The sequence below is a fragment of the Caldicellulosiruptoraceae bacterium PP1 genome (assembly GCA_041320695.1).
In the GTDB taxonomy this organism is placed as follows: domain Bacteria; phylum Bacillota; class Thermoanaerobacteria; order Caldicellulosiruptorales; family Caldicellulosiruptoraceae; genus JBGGOQ01.
In genome coordinates, this window is the sequence record JBGGOQ010000011.1 from 1 (window position 1) to 15,800 (window position 15,800).

A 15,800-nucleotide genomic window follows, 5' to 3' on the forward strand; every position below is an offset into this window, starting at 1 on the left:
TTAGTCATTAATCGTCAAAAATAATCAAAATATAAAATGATATTTATTTTTCTTTATAATTCTTTAATTTTCTTAAAATTAATAATTATTTTATATTATTTATTAAAATATATTGTTGGAATTTTGCCTATATAAACTTGTTCAACCAAAGGTATTTTTTGATTATACGTAGTTTTCTTTTTTGAGTGTGATAATAATAGTACACATTCAACATTTAAATCTAAGTTTAATCTATGAATTGTTTGGTTTATTCCTGCTGACAAAAATTCTGATTTTACCTTTGGAGAAATAATATTTATAGAAATTATTTGTGCTGTTATTTCTGGTCCCATATCTATAAAAAATACATTACTGAAAAAATACCCAAATTTTAATTTTATTTTAATTGGATATAATTGATTCAATTTTTTATTTATATTTAAAATAAGTTGAGATATAATTTTGTTTATTTTTAAATTATCTATGGTAACAATATCAATACCATTATTTGTACTTTTTGAAATAACAAATTGATCATAACTAATATTATTTGCGTTTATTAAATTTAAGATCTGATTGTTTATTATTTCAGTCACTATTCCTTTAGATTTAATTACAAATACTTCTTCAAATTTATTTTCAATATAATATGATAGCACAGTGAAAACAATGATTAGAAAAATTAAAATAAAAGCCAAAAGAATTAATATCCTTTGGCGTCTAATTTTATTATAATTGTAAAACCTCATTTTTTTATACTATATTCATTATTCAATAATATTTTATTATATAATTTTTGTTTTAGACATATTTTTTATATTTTTCACTTAAAATCATATTTTGTATTATATCTTTTATCTCAGCATCTCTTGATTTATGACATATTAAAATTGCATCATCTGCCGAGACAAGTATTATATCCTTAATTCCAATGGATGTAACAAATTTATCTGTAAAAAAAATACAATCTGAAGTATCTACAGTAACTGCATCTCCTCTAATTACATTACCTTTTTCGTCCTTTTTCATAATTCTTTCAAATGCACGCCATGTCCCAATATCGTCCCAATCAAAATCTCCTTCTATAACATATAACTTCTTAGTTTTCTCCATTATAGCTTTGTCTATTGATATTTTTTCTAATTGCTCATATTCTTTATTTAAAATACTAACATACTCGTCTTTCCCAATACTTGAATATATTTTCATAAAAGTTTTGTAATAATTAGGTAAATACTTTTTTATTTCATTAAATAGCATATCAGACCTTACAATATAAATACCACTATTCCATAAAAATCCTTTTTCGATTAGCCTCATAGCTATTTTTAAATCAGGTTTTTCAATGAACCTTTTTACTTTATATAATTTTTCATCAATTTTTTTATCTCTTTCAATATAACCATAATTGGTCTCAGGTCTGGTCGCTTTTATTCCAAATGATATAATATACCCTTGTTCAGCTAATTTGTACCCTGTTGAAATACATGATATAAAGTTAGCTTCATTTGATATAAAATGATCAGATGGAAAAAATCCAATTACTGATTTTGGATCTTTTTTTAATAAATATGTTGTAACTAAACCTACACACGCAGCAGTTTCTTTTCTGTCAGGTTCAATTAAAATATTACTTTGTTTTATATGAGGTAATTGTAGCTTTGCTTGTTCATAATAATCTTTATGGGTAATAATATAAATTCTTTCTGAATCAATGATTTTAGATATTCTATCATATGTTAATTGCAAAAAACTTTTGTTTCCAAATAACTGCAAAAATTGCTTCGGAAAGGTTCTTCTACTTTGGGGCCACAGTCTAGTTCCTTGACCTCCAGACAAGATACAGGCATAGAACATATATTTATACTTCTCCTTGAATTAGCTCAATAGACATTCTCCAGTACCCGTCTTTTCCTTCATAAATTTTATTATCTTTTGTAATAAATTCACTAAATCCAAAAACTCTTGCATTGTTTTGATCTTCCTCAGAAAATTCACCAGGCAATAATATTTCAATCTTATCATTTCTTTTTGAGGATCTTAAGCCAATGATAATATAGCCATAATTACCAATTAACTTTAAAACAAATGGGCTCGAAAGCATATATAAAAATGGATGATATTGTGAAACCTTATATACATCTTTTTTATCAATTTTTACCCATTTGACTTTATCACCAGAAAAAGGTTTATGTTTCTCACCTATTTCTTTAAGTTCATTAAAAATTCTTCTCCAAACCTCCTTATTACCAAATTCTAAAACATTAAATCTATTCTCTATTTCTTCACGATTTTCTATTTCATCTTTCTTGTCATCTTCATTAGTTTTATTTACCTCAATTATTTGTTCATCAATATCTTTATTAAAATCTAAATTACTATTATCAATTTGAATAATACTGTTTTCTTTATCTGCATTTACATCATAATTTCCTTCAATTTTTAAATTATCTTCATCTATTAATTTTATTTCATCTTTTCCTTCTTGTTTTTCACTTTTTTCATAGTCAGCTATGTCTATATTGCTTAATTTTATATCTTCTACTTTAAATCCTATTTTTTTCTCTTCATTCTTTTTTTCATGAGCTTTATTAAAATAACTAAGAATATCTTTTTCTATATTGAAAAGGTTATTCCCATCTAATTCACCTATTAAAAGGCAATCTATTTTGTCTTTTTTTTCTTTTGCAACTAAAAATCCTATAATTTCATTGAATGGAATTCCTGTAGTAAATACATTCGAGCAATTTGTAGAAAGATAATGTTCTAATTTACCCTTTTTAGGTTTAGGTAATGATGTTAAATAAATAGGTAAATATGATGATTGTTTAATTATAGCATAAAAATTTAGCTTTTCCTCGTCAACAAAAACAGATTGCAATACCAAATCAAATTCCAAAATATTACCTATTTTTTGAAGCTTTATATAACCGTTTGGTATTAAATCTTTTCTTGTTTCTATCCCTTTAAGTATAACTACTTGTCTTGTAAATGAAACTCTATCTAACAAAATAAAAACCTCCTTCATATCCTTTGTAACAGTATATGAAGGAGGAAAGTTTTTGTGATATTATTATAGTTTTTCTACAAGTTTTTGATTAAATTCTTTTAATTCTTGTGGTAGCTTAACACCAAATTGTGATAAAAATTCGTTTTGCATTTTAGCTTCTTCTTTCCAAAGATCCACATCAATATTTAATAGATCTTCTACAGTCTCTTTACTAATATCCAGCCCATCTAAGTAAAGATCATCAACAAAAGGAACATATCCAATTGGTGTTTCCTTTGCAGATACTTTACCTTCACATCTTTCAATAATCCATTTTAATACCCTTAGATTTTCACCAAATCCTGGCCATATGAATTTGCCATTCTCATCTTGTCTGAACCAGTTCACATTAAATATTTTTGGTGGATTTTTAATTTTCTTACCCATGTTAAGCCAATGAGCAAAATAATCAGCCATATTATATCCACAGAATGGTAACATTGCCATTGGGTCACGTCTTACAACACCTACTTTACCCATAGCTGCAGCTGTTGTTTCAGAAGCCATTGTAGCTCCAACATAAACACCATGATTCCAATCAAATGCTTCGAATACTAATGGAGCAACTTTTGCACGTCTTCCACCAAAAAGAATAGCTGATATTGGAACACCATTTGGATTTTCCCATTCCTTTGATATTGATGGACATTGTGAAGCTGGTGTTGTAAATCTTGCATTTGGATGAGCACCTTTTTCTCCATTGTCTTTTGTCCATGGTCTTCCGAGCCAATCTATACCTCTTTCAGGTGCTTCACCATCCATTCCTTCCCACCAAACTGTTCCATCTTCTTTTAGTAGTACATTTGTAAATATTGTATTTTTCTTCACTGTTTCCATAGCATTTGGATTTGTTTTGTAACTTGTTCCTGGAGCAACACCAAAAAATCCTGCTTCAGGATTTATAGCCCATAGTCTTCCATCTTCACCAATTCTGAGCCATGCAATATCATCACCAACAGTCCAAACTTTATATCCTAATTTTTTTAATGGTTCTGGTGGAATTAACATAGCCAAGTTAGTTTTTCCACATGCACTCGGAAAAGCTCCTGCAATATATGTTACATTTCCTTTTGGATCTTCAACACCTAAAATTAACATATGTTCAGCAAGCCAGCCTTCATTTTTAGCCAAGTAACTTGCAATTCTTAAAGCAAAGCATTTTTTGGAAAGAATAACATTTCCACCATATCCTGAATTTACACTTAAAATAGTATTATCTTGTGGAAAGTGACAAATATATCTCTTTTCTGGATCTAAGCTTGCTTTTGAATGTAGTCCTTTTACAAAATCAGCTGAATCACCTAAATGTTGTAATGCAACATTCCCTATTCTTGCCATTATTCTAAGGTTAAGAACAACATAAATGCTATCTGTTAGCTCAATTCCAACCTTTGAATATGGTGATCCAACAGGCCCCATTAAGTAAGGAACAACATACATTGTTCTACCTTTCATTGAACCATCAAACAAAGCAAAAAGCATTTTATAAGCTTCATCTGGATCCATCCAGTTATTATTAGGTCCTGCTTCTTCTTTTGTTTTTGTACAAATAAATGTTCTGTCTTCTACTCTGGCAACATCAGATGGATGAGTTCTGTGCAAATAGCACCCAGGAAGTTTTTCCTGATTTAATTCCATTAATTCTCCACTTTCAACAGCTTGTTTTGTAAGCCTTACTTTTTCTTCTTCACTTCCATCAATCCAAACAATATTATCTGGCTTTGTTATTTTAGCCATTTCGTCAATCCAATTCAACACTACTTGATTAACTTTTATATCCAACAATAAAAACACCACCTTGCAAGATTTATATTTTCAAATTGCATTTTAGAGTATATTATACTATATATTATACTAAAAAGTCAAAGGATTGTTAAATATTTGTTGAAAAAATGAAATTTTAAATAGCTTTTATTTCATATTTTTCACAACAGTATAATAAAGTGTTAAATAATTTTCAACAGTTAAATTTTCGGCTCTTAAATTGGGATCTATATTTGCTTTATCTAAAATTCTTTCAATTTTATCTTTTTCAATATCCAGATTTATACTTAAAGCATTTAAAATTGTTTTTCTTCTTGTATTAAAACATGCATGAACTATACTAAAAAACAAAGCTTCATCAATATCTGGTATATTATCTTTAAATTTTGCTTTTATAACTGCTGAATCAACATCAGGTTTTGGATAAAAGACATTCTTGCTAACCATAAATTGATCCACATAATCGCAATAAAAGTTAAATGAAACAGTTAATATCCCATATTCCTTTGTATTAGGTTTTGCAAGTATCCTTTGAGCCACTTCTTTCTGAATCATAATTGTGAAAGAGTCAATTAATTTTCTATTTTCAAAAATCTTAAATAATATTTGAGATGTAATATAATACGGAAGATTCCCCACTATTATTAATTTGTCCTTCTTGAGATTATGAAAATCAAACTGTAAAATGTCTTCATTTATAATATTTACATTTTGTAATTCTTTTGTAACTTCTAATAATACATTTAGTATTTTCTTATCTATCTCAACAGCATATACTGAATTCGCAATCCGAGATAGAAAAACTGTTAAAGTTCCTGGACCTGATCCAATTTCAATTACATCTTTACCTACCACATCAGCAAGATTAACAATCTTTTTTACAACATTCTCATCTATTAAAAAGTTTTGTCCAAGTTTTTTATCAGCAGATAGATTATATAAATTTAGTAATTTTATAAGTTCTGTTTTTGTTATAGCAACCACCCTCTATATTTAAAATAAAAGGTTCTGAAGATTATTCTCCAGAACCATTATCTTACTTAGGTTCAGCTTTTTTTGTAACCTCTTTTACAGCCCATTTATATACTTTAAGCTTTACTTTATCAGCACCTACTTCGATTGTTATTGTATCATCTTTGATACTAACTATTTTGCCTATAATTCCACCTGTAGTAACTACTTCATCCCCAACTATTAGTGAATTTAACATTTCTCTAAATTGTTTATCCCTTCTTCTTTGAGGAACTATAAGCATTACATAAAATAAAACAAACATTAATACTATAGGTAGAATAAATTGTGTAATTAATGCTGCAGCAACAGAACCTGATGCTGGTTGATTTTGAGCACTATTAGTTGACGCATATACTAAATCAAAAAGAAAACCCATAAAATTTAACCTCCTAAAAAATTGGTCTTTTTGTTCAATAAACAAGAATATTATATCAACCTGACATAATATGTGCAACAAAATTTATTAATGCCTAAATAGCACTTTTTCATTTTGAAATACTTTAGTAGAAAAGTTAATTGCAATAACCACATAAACAAGTGAAGAACCTATAAATGCAAATAAATGTAAGATATTTACTTCATTTAATATAAATTCTTTGAAAATTGCTATAGAGTTCATTATAGGAATAATATAATAGCTAAATGGGATTTCATTAGGCATTTTATACATTGTCAAAAATGCAGGAATCAATACAACAAAAGATAAAGGTGATAAGTATGTTTGTCCTTCTTTAAAACTTCTTGCATACGCACCTAACGCTACTTCAATGGCTGAAAAAATTATAGCAGTTAGCAATATCGATATAATCATCAATATAGAAACTTCAATTGATAATTTATAGCCATCAAAAATCCCTTGTCCATTACCTGTATCTATTATATGTGGTATAGCTAAAAAAGAAGCAATAAGTCCTAATAAAGTTGACAAACCACCAATTATAGACATAATTGCAACTGCTAAATATTTTGCCGTAATAATCGAGGATCTGGAACAAGTAGTTGAAAGAAGTGGTTCTAAAGTTCCTCTTTCTTTTTCTCCAGCTGTTAAATCAACTGCTGCATTGATGCCTCCTGTTGCAATCCACATTACTAAAAACATTGGAATAAGTAAAGAAAGAAATGATCCTGCAGTTTTTTGTGGTGGAGCAACATTTACAGTATCAATATTTATAGGATCTAATATGTCAGGATTTATATTTTTGGATAATAACCTTGCCTTTATAATCTGTTTTGTATACTGATCTAATATACTTTTAATTATTGAAACAGTAGTTCCAGACTTTGGATCGGATTCGTTCATTTTTATTGTTAGTTGTGCTTTTTTTTCATTATTTATTTTTGTTTCAAAATTACTTGGTATTATTATTATAGCTTTTACCTTTCCATCTTGGAGAAGTTGTTCTGGATTCTTATCTGTAATAATATTAAAATCTGATTTAATCAAAAGTTCTAATAGAGATTTATTTTTACCTTCGTTAATTACTATAATAGGAGTTTTTTCTGGTTTTACATCTGTCATTTCTTTTGCACCTAACATAGAAAAAAGCATAATTATGGGCATCATCAACATAGGAAGAATTATTGATACTAGAAATGTTTTTCTATCTCTAAAAATATCCTTTAATTCTTTTCTAAGTATAATCATTACATGAGTTAAATTCATTATTCAGCACCTACCAATCTCATAAAAACTTCTTCTAAATTCTTGTTATTAAATTTATCTTTAAGTTGATCAACTGTTCCAATTTCCACTAATTCACCTTTATGTATTACTGCAATCCTATCGCATAGCTTTTCTACTTCACTCATAGTATGGCTGGAAAATATTATTGTCTTTCCTTCTTGTTTACAAAATCTAATAAAATCATGCACCTCTCTTGCCGATGTAACATCAAGGCTATTTGTGGGTTCATCAAAAAGCATTATCTGTGGATTGTGTATTATAGATCTTACAATACAAACCTTCTGTTTCATTCCTTTTGAAAGTTTTCCAGCTGGTTTATCTAAGAAATCAACCATATCAAACTTCTCAGCTAATTCCTTAATTCTATCATCTATTTCGCTTTTCTTCATATCATGAAGTTGTGCAAAATATTTAATGTTCTCTCTTGCTGTTAATCTATTATATAATCCGCTTTCACTTCCAAAAAGGATACCAATACTTTTTCTTATCTTTTCAGGTTCTTTTATTAAATCAATACCATTAATTACTGCTGTTCCACTTGTCGGTTTTATCATTGTAGAAAGCATCCTTAATGTAGTGGTCTTACCTGCACCATTCTCACCCAAAAGACCAAATATTTCTCCCTTATTAACTTTGAAACTAAGATTTGATACAGCCTTAATCTGTCCAAAATCTTTGCTCAAATTTATTAATTCTAACATCAATTACCTCCAATGAATAATTTTATAATTATTATAACAAATAATTGAGAATTTTCAATAAATATTAATAACTAATAATAATATATTTTGCTAACTTAATAAATTTATTAATAATTTAGATTTTGTCTTCTTCTATATCTTTTCTAATTTGTTCCATATATCTAAGCAAAAATCTTACGTTATGAATTGATAAAAGCATCGCTCCAAGTATTTCTTCTGCCTTAATTAAATGTCTTAAATATGCTCTTGTAAAATTTTTACATGTATAACAGTCACAGTCCTCTTCAATTGGCCTAAAGTCTTTTGCATATGTGGCATTTCTTACAATCATTCTTCCTTCTTTAGTAAATACCGTTCCGTTTCGAGCAATTCTTGTTGCGATAACGCAATCAAACATATCAACACCTCTTAAAACACCTTCATATAAACAATCAGGTGTTCCAACTCCCATAAGATACCTTGGTTTATCCTCAGGTAAAATAAGGTGAAGAACCTCTAACATTTCATACATAAGGTCTTTTGGTTCACCAACAGATAAACCTCCAATTGCATACCCAGGCAAATCATTTTCTATTGTCATCTTCGCACTTTCCTGTCTTAAATCTTTATAAACACCACCTTGAACAATCCCAAACAATGCTTGATTTTCTGTGTTTCTATGATGGTCCTTGCATCTTTTTAGCCATCTTGCTGTTCTTTGGATTGACCATTTTACGTATTCATGGTCTGCAGGATACGGAACACATTCATCAAAAGCCATAATAATATCTGAACCAATTATATTTTGTATATCTATAACCTTCTCTGGTGTAAAGAAATGTTTTGAACCGTCTAAATGGGATCTAAATTCCACACCTTCTTCTGTTATTTGTCTTAACTCATTTAATGAAAATACTTGAAATCCACCGCTATCAGTTAATATAGGTTTATTCCAATTCATAAATTTATGAAGTCCACCTGCTGCTTTTAATACATCAGTACCAGGTCTTAGATATAAATGGTAGGTATTTGCTAAAATTATCTGTGTGTTAATTTCTTCTAAATCTCTATGCATTATAGCTTTAACTGTTGCTTGTGTGCCAACTGGCATAAAAATAGGAGTTTCTATTACTCCATGCGGAGTATATAATCTACCACGACGAGCATTAGACTTTTTACTCTTTTTTATAACTTCAAATTTTATAGCCATTAGTATCTCCTTTCAAATAAACCTAATAATATATGCTTTATTATTTTATCATACCACTTTGTAAAAAAATAAACATTAATTATATTTTAACTGATTTTAGCTTACTTTGTTTATCATAGCCGTCTAAAGTTAAAATACAAAAAAAGCGGATGCCCAGCTTTTTTTAAAATTGGACATCCACTTTTTTCTTATAATTATTAAATAAATTTAAACTCAGCTTCTATTAAATCAACAGAGTTACCTCCAACAAATAGTTTAAATCTGCCTTTTTCAGCTTTATAACTCATATCAATAGTATAAAATTTAAGTTTTTCTTCTGTTATTACAAATTCTACTTTTTTCTTCTCACCGGGTTTTAAGAAGATTTTTTCAAATCCTTTTAGTTCTTTAACTGGTCTTGCAACACTTCCTGCAATATCTCTTATATACCACTGAACAATTTCAAAACCTGAATAATTTCCTATATTTTCTATTTCGACTGTCGCTATAATATTCTCACCATAAGTAAAACTTTCTTTATTTAGACTCAAGTTACTATACTTATATCTTGTATAGCTAAGACCATAACCAAATGGGTACAAAGGTTCATTAGGTATATCTAAAAAGCATGTAGTATATTTATTATCTTCACCAGGTATTTTGGGTCTTCCTGTGTTAAAAGAATTATAATAAACAGGGATTTGACCAACATTATACGGAAACGACATTGTAAGCTTTCCTGATGGATTAACGTCACCAAAAAGAATATCGGCTATAGCATTTCCTCCTTCAGTTCCTGGAAACCAAGCTTCTAATATTGCAGACATTTTTTCATTAAACCATTTTAATACAAGTGGACGTCCATTAAATAAAACAAGAATAACGGGCTTCCCAGCCTCAAGAATTTTTTCTGCTAATCGAATTTGATTATCAGGGATACTTATATCAGCTCTACTTGCTGCTTCTCCAGTCATATCTTCATCTTCACCTAAAGCAAGAATTATAACATCAGCTTCCTTGCATGCAATAAAAGCATTGTTTAATAACTGCTCATCATTAGTATCATACTGTTTTTGATTAAGTTTACATCCTTCTTCGACAATTAAATTATCTTTATAAGTTATTTTTGAAAGAATACCTTCTTTGAGTGTAATGCTATTTTCAGGGTCCCCTCTATCTGACCATCTTCCTAAAATATTTTTATTATCGCTATATGGACCTATCAATGCAATCTTGGCATCTTTTTTTAGAGGAAGTACCTCATCATTTTTAAGCAGTACCATTGAGTTTGCTGCTGCTTCACGTGCAGTCGCTCTGTGTTCAGGACATAAATGGTATTTTTTCTCAAGTTCCTCATCTGCTGTGCGATAAGGATTTTCAAACAAGCCTAACTTGTTTTTTAATGTTAATATCCTTTCTACTGCCTCATCAATAAGACTCTCATCAATTATTTTATTCTCTACCAAATTTTTAAGATAATTAGCGTAATTTGTTGACATCATTTCAATATCTATTCCTGCTTCTATCGCCTTTTTTGCTGCATCTTGTTTGCTTTCAGCAACCCCATTTATTAATATTTCTTCAACAGCATTCCAATCTGATATTGTAACTCCTTTAAATCCCCATTCATTTCTTAAAATATCTCTAAATAATTTTTTATTTGCAGACGTTGGTATTCCATCAATCAAGTTAAATGCAGACATTACCATTTCACAGCCTTGATCAATAGCTGCTTTATAGGAAGGTAAATAGAATTCATATAAAAATCTTTCTGAAATATCAACAGTGTTATAGTCCCTTCCTGCTTCACATGCACCATAACCAGCAAAATGTTTTACACAACAAGCTATCTTAAATATATCACTAAAAGAATTATCTCCTTGATATCCTTTAACAAATGCTTTAGCAAATTGGCTATTCAAATATGGATCTTCACCTGTTGACTCCATAACCCTTCCCCATCTTGGATCACGAACTAAATCTACCATTGGAGAAAATGTTACATGTATACCCGAAACTGCAGCTTCTTTAGCAGAAATTGAAGCACATTTCTCCACTAACTCAATATCCCAACTGCATGCTAATCCTAAAGGAATGGGAAAAATTGTTTTAAAGCCATGAATAACATCATCCATAAAAAGTAAAGGAATTTTGTTTCTATTGTTTTTCAAATACTCCTTTTGTATATTTTTAATTGTTTTTGCGTCATAAGCAGCTAATATACTTCCTGTATTATTAATTACATTTTTATCAATTTCCATTTCTTGAAGTGGACCTGTTAATTTTGTTTCAATATCATTTTGAAAAAATTCTGGTGTTAGTTGTTGTAATTGGTATATCTTTTCTTCTAAGGTCATATTCTTTATTATATTCTTAATTTCATTTAATTCCATGATTGTCCCCTCCGAAATTCCGTAATCTATTTAATAGCATTTTTTAGTGCATTATATATAAGGTTTCTTGTTTCAATAAACCAGTTATTATCTTTTGGGTACTCTGTAAATGTTATCTCACCATTCTTTTCTAATATATCCATTACAAAATTTCTTTCCTTAATTTTTTCTAATAGTTCACAAGCTCTAATATCTTGCATTACTTCTAACATTATCTTAAGTCTTATAGAACCTATCGGTTTGTTAGCACCTGGATATACTAAAAAGGCATCACCTGAAGGAAATGCTAATCCTGCGTCAGTCACTTTAAATGGGTCTATTTCATACAGTGATTTTTGTGAATACCAATGGTTAAATCCCCAGTGTAAAAAGCCTTTTATTCCATATTTATAAAGCTGGAAACCTAAAATTCTAGTTCTTAATGAAGGCATATTAAAAAATCTGTTTGAAAGCTTCTTATATTCACAACAGCAATAATATGCCCATATGTTTTCAACGTTATTTTCAATAAATTTATTAATATGTTCTGTTGAAACAACAGGTATATCAACAAGACCTTTTTTATAAAACTCATAATCTGATAAGGCTTCAATAATTGGAAAACGAGAGTTAATTAATTTCCTTGCATTTTCATACTCATTAATATTATATAGCCCCGGTTCATCTGATATATGAAAATAGACACTATTCTCAAGATTGTGAGCATAAATAAATTTACTTAATTCATCAAGAAATTGCCCTAAAAATTGACTATACTCATTTGAATTTGCATCAGTTTCCCAACCAAATATTTTCTCTTCTTTTCCATTTACCTCAGCAATTATTTTAGGAGCATGCTTAGCTCCCCACTGAGTAAATAAATGTGAAAATTCAAAATATTTTATACCTTTTTCTCTACAAAGATTTATCCATTTTTCTAATAATGAAAAGTTAAATATATATTGATTACCTATTTTTTTAATTTTAACTAATTGTACAGTAGGTCTTTCGTGGCCAATTTCTGTTTCAAGCGGTGGAGTAAATAAAGGGGTAAGTATCATATTCATTCCATGTTCAACATAGCATTCTATATATTTCTCAATGATTTCAAAGTGCTCCTCTGAAAATATATCTACATTGTACCATGTTGCCAAGCAGTCTAAATAGAACCATTCAGTATGTATTATCTTTTGCTCTGGTAATATTTTATCTATGATTTCTAACTCAAAACTGCACGAATTTAAAAAGTTATTTTGTTCATCATAAAAAATAAGTTTAACTTTATGAATACCTGGGTTTAACTCCTTAGGTATATTTATGCTTACCCATATTGCTCTCCATTGGTTTGGAGGTACAGAAATATATCTTTCAATTGGATAAAGAGGGTCAGGATAAAGACCTGGAGTAGATCTTAATATAAAATCATCATGGTCAGAATAACAAGGTAATTCTGATGGAACAAGTCCAACATTGTAAATACTGATATATTCTCTAAGATCTGACTCCACTAATATTGTTATATTTTTCATTAAGCTATTTGACTTATATGCAACTTGAAAATTAAAAACTTCACCTTTTAGTGCTGAAGCTTTAATAAATTCTTCATCAGGTTCTTTATCAGGAAATACTTTAACAAGCGAACTTACTAATTTCGTGTTAAATTTTTCTGATGCAGCAGAAAGAAGCATATTTCTTATATTCTCAAATTGTTCAATATTCTCATTTACATTGTCAAAAGATTTTATACAATAATCTACAATATCTTTTGCTAATGAGCTATTTTTTCTTTCTAATATTTTTAATATTTCGAAGTCTTCAATACCTGATCTCATAGCCTCTAAACGCATACTTCCCCAAGGCTTGCCATTTCCTGGGTAGGTAATATGTGTATCACCAGGTGGAAAAAATATATCTTTTTGATTAAATGGATCTTGGTTATTATCACAAAAATTCAATCCCCAATGAAGATATCCACTTAACTTATATTTAAAATTTCCCCAGTGTAAATATCTTGTTCTAATCAAAGGCATATCTAGTAATCTATTTAAATAATAGCCTCCTGGTAAGCAGCAAGTATAGAACCATAATTCATCACCATTCTGTCTTTTTCTTTCAAATTCAACTATATTTTCTTGATAATAAACATTTTTAGGTATCCATATATCTACTGCCCCATCTAAGTCATAATACTCTACCGCTTCAATTATTTTTATACCTGGTAGAAATTTACGTACAATACCTGATAGAACTCTATATTCTGTTGAACATGCCTCAGTTGGCTCATCTGCCACATGTTGAACTGTTATATTGTACCACCCGTTTTCTTTTAGAAAATTCTTCCAAGCAATTAAAAATTGTGAAATAAAATCATATCCTTCGTCTGTGAGAGCATTTACAATATTCCCACAACAATTTACTACAAAGTATGAATCTTTAAAATTTTTTCGAAAAGCTATAGGGCCACCTTCAATATATTTGAACCCTAGACCAAGATATAATTCAATAAATCTTTTAGTTCTACTAAAATCAAAAATATATCTTCCATTTGCATCTTTTTTTACAATTGTTAAATCAATAGAAACCCAAAAATGTGTTTGTCTTACTCGTCTCATTAGTAATCCATAAAGTTTTATCATTTTCCAATGCTCTTCTGACCATATCTCCAAATTATGTTGTGTTGCCATGTTTTCTATATTAAACCAATTAGAAATATATAAATTTTCATTTTCTGGTATTATTACATCAAATACTTTTATACTAACTGGTATTTTTTCAATTTCATCTCCTAACTTAATGCAAACATCAAATTCATAAATTCCTTCACAAAGTTCTTTGTTAATTTTAAATGCAATATAAAATGCTTCTGTTTCTTTATTTGTATATTCATTTTCTTCAAAAGGTTTTAAAGCATCGAATACTCTAAATGGTGCTTTTCTGGTTGTATAACCTTCACATAATTCACCTTCTTGTAAGCAAAAACCTATTGGACCAGTATTTTTCTCAACTAAGACATCTATGAGACGATAAATTTCATAGTTAATATGTTTAGGGCTTGTAATTTTTATTTGAACCTCTTTATTTATCTCAACATTATTTAATAATATTTGGCATGAAGTATAACCTCCTCTTGCTGAAGTTAGCCTTATTGATTTATTTCCTGTTATATCAACCTTACTATCAGGAAATAACCATTCATTTGAACTTTTAATTTCAAAAATCACAAAGAACATCTCCTTAAATAAAAATATTATATTAATTAACTTAATTAATTAAATTTTATGATATGATATTATTATTGTCAACAATTAGATAATAAAAAAGATATGGTGTTGCTCCTAACAAAAATAAAAAGCCCTTGAAATTAAGGACTTTTGTTAATTTTTATTTTCTAAATTGCAATATTAAATGCAACACTTTTTTAAAAGTAACTGGAAATTACAAATTAATTAGAACAACAAACAAATCTTTTACATAATCGCTTTCTTTGCTTTGTATTATAAAAATTAAACCAAATCGAGTTTTCCTCTCTGTAAGTGTTACTAATACACTATCTGAAGAACGCTTGCCTATTAAGGTATCTATTTCCCAATGCCCAAATTCTTCTCTGTTATTTACAATTTGTGGCCTTTCTTCTATGCTCTTGCCCTTTGGTTTCCTCTCTACAGTATCCAACCACTGCATCCACTGACCATTTCTCTTTTTTAATCTTCTCCTCTGTAATCTTTAAAAATTCCTCTACTTCTAATAGTTTTTTTCCTACAGCACTTGTTCTGTTCTTATCATAAACAGCCTGGCCTGTTTGTGCAAAATACTTTTTATATGTACTCAAATCACTCCTCATTTGTGTTATAGTTCCTCGCTTTATCTCTCGTGATATAGTACTTGCATTTCTCCCTAATCTTTTTGCTATTTCTCTTATGCTTAGTCCTACTTCTATTAGCTTTTCTATCGTTCCTCGTTCTGCTTCACTTAGATGTTTAAACTTTCTTCTTCTTGTGGTATTATTATTATGAGCCATAGTTCACCCTCCTGTGCATGTTTTTGTCTTAACAACTAATATCATACACAG

At 28.9% G+C, this 15,800-nt stretch carries 11 protein-coding genes and 1 pseudogene; all 12 read right to left on the minus strand.

What is annotated here, in order from left to right; translation table 11 throughout:
* Positions 1–95: 95 nt before the first annotated feature.
* Positions 96–677: a sporulation protein YunB gene (locus tag ACAG39_10675; protein MEZ0537697.1), complete on the minus strand. Its 582-nt coding sequence runs from the start codon at positions 675–677 to the stop codon at positions 96–98.
* A 103-nt stretch (positions 678–780) separates the two neighbouring features.
* Positions 781–1,836, minus strand: coding sequence for a mannose-1-phosphate guanylyltransferase (locus ACAG39_10680; GenBank protein ID MEZ0537698.1), 1,056 nt, complete (start codon positions 1,834–1,836; stop codon positions 781–783).
* A gap of 4 nt (positions 1,837–1,840) precedes the next feature.
* Complete coding sequence (locus ACAG39_10685) at positions 1,841–2,989, minus strand: hypothetical protein (protein ID MEZ0537699.1); 1,149 nt, start codon at positions 2,987–2,989, stop codon at positions 1,841–1,843.
* A gap of 63 nt (positions 2,990–3,052) precedes the next feature.
* Positions 3,053–4,810: a phosphoenolpyruvate carboxykinase (GTP) gene (locus tag ACAG39_10690; GenBank protein MEZ0537700.1), complete on the minus strand. Its 1,758-nt coding sequence runs from the start codon at positions 4,808–4,810 to the stop codon at positions 3,053–3,055.
* A 129-nt stretch (positions 4,811–4,939) separates the two neighbouring features.
* Positions 4,940–5,776 (minus strand): 16S rRNA (adenine(1518)-N(6)/adenine(1519)-N(6))-dimethyltransferase RsmA, encoded by an 837-nt coding sequence (rsmA, locus tag ACAG39_10695; GenBank protein ID MEZ0537701.1) that lies wholly within the window; start codon positions 5,774–5,776, stop codon positions 4,940–4,942.
* A gap of 52 nt (positions 5,777–5,828) precedes the next feature.
* Entirely contained in the window at positions 5,829–6,182 is a 354-nt protein-coding gene (gene yajC, locus ACAG39_10700) for a preprotein translocase subunit YajC (protein ID MEZ0537702.1), read from the minus strand.
* An 87-nt stretch (positions 6,183–6,269) separates the two neighbouring features.
* Complete coding sequence (locus ACAG39_10705) at positions 6,270–7,469, minus strand: ABC transporter permease (GenBank protein MEZ0537703.1); 1,200 nt, start codon at positions 7,467–7,469, stop codon at positions 6,270–6,272.
* Positions 7,469–8,191, minus strand: a complete 723-nt coding sequence (locus ACAG39_10710) for an ABC transporter ATP-binding protein (protein MEZ0537704.1) — start codon at positions 8,189–8,191, stop codon at positions 7,469–7,471. Before ACAG39_10710 ends, ACAG39_10705 begins: the two co-directional genes overlap by 1 nt.
* Before the next feature lie 115 nt (positions 8,192–8,306).
* A complete protein-coding gene (gene tgt, locus ACAG39_10715; GenBank protein MEZ0537705.1) occupies positions 8,307–9,380 on the minus strand; it encodes a tRNA guanosine(34) transglycosylase Tgt in 1,074 nt (357 codons plus the stop codon).
* 197 nt (positions 9,381–9,577) lie between these two features.
* On the minus strand, positions 9,578–11,752 hold the full coding sequence (gene bglX / locus ACAG39_10720; GenBank protein ID MEZ0537706.1) for a beta-glucosidase BglX: 2,175 nt from the start codon (positions 11,750–11,752) through the stop codon (positions 9,578–9,580).
* 26 nt (positions 11,753–11,778) lie between these two features.
* Complete coding sequence (locus tag ACAG39_10725; protein ID MEZ0537707.1) at positions 11,779–14,952, minus strand: DUF4091 domain-containing protein; 3,174 nt, start codon at positions 14,950–14,952, stop codon at positions 11,779–11,781.
* Positions 14,953–15,172: 220 nt separating this feature from the next.
* Positions 15,173–15,749 (minus strand): annotated as a pseudogene (locus ACAG39_10730) (transposase).
* Positions 15,750–15,800: the final 51 nt, after the last annotated feature.

Excerpts from the sequence above, each read along its gene's own strand:
- ACAG39_10680 (MEZ0537698.1), bottom strand. The coding sequence starts at position 1,836 with ATGTTCTATGCCTGTATCTTGTCTGGAGGTCAAGGAACTAGACTGTGG.
- yajC (MEZ0537702.1), bottom strand. The coding sequence starts at position 6,182 with ATGGGTTTTCTTTTTGATTTAGTATATGCGTCAACTAATAGTGCTCAA.
- ACAG39_10705 (MEZ0537703.1), bottom strand. The coding sequence starts at position 7,469 with ATGAATTTAACTCATGTAATGATTATACTTAGAAAAGAATTAAAGGAT.
- ACAG39_10710 (MEZ0537704.1), bottom strand. The coding sequence starts at position 8,191 with ATGTTAGAATTAATAAATTTGAGCAAAGATTTTGGACAGATTAAGGCT.
- tgt (MEZ0537705.1), bottom strand. The coding sequence starts at position 9,380 with ATGGCTATAAAATTTGAAGTTATAAAAAAGAGTAAAAAGTCTAATGCT.
- bglX (MEZ0537706.1), bottom strand. The coding sequence starts at position 11,752 with ATGGAATTAAATGAAATTAAGAATATAATAAAGAATATGACCTTAGAA.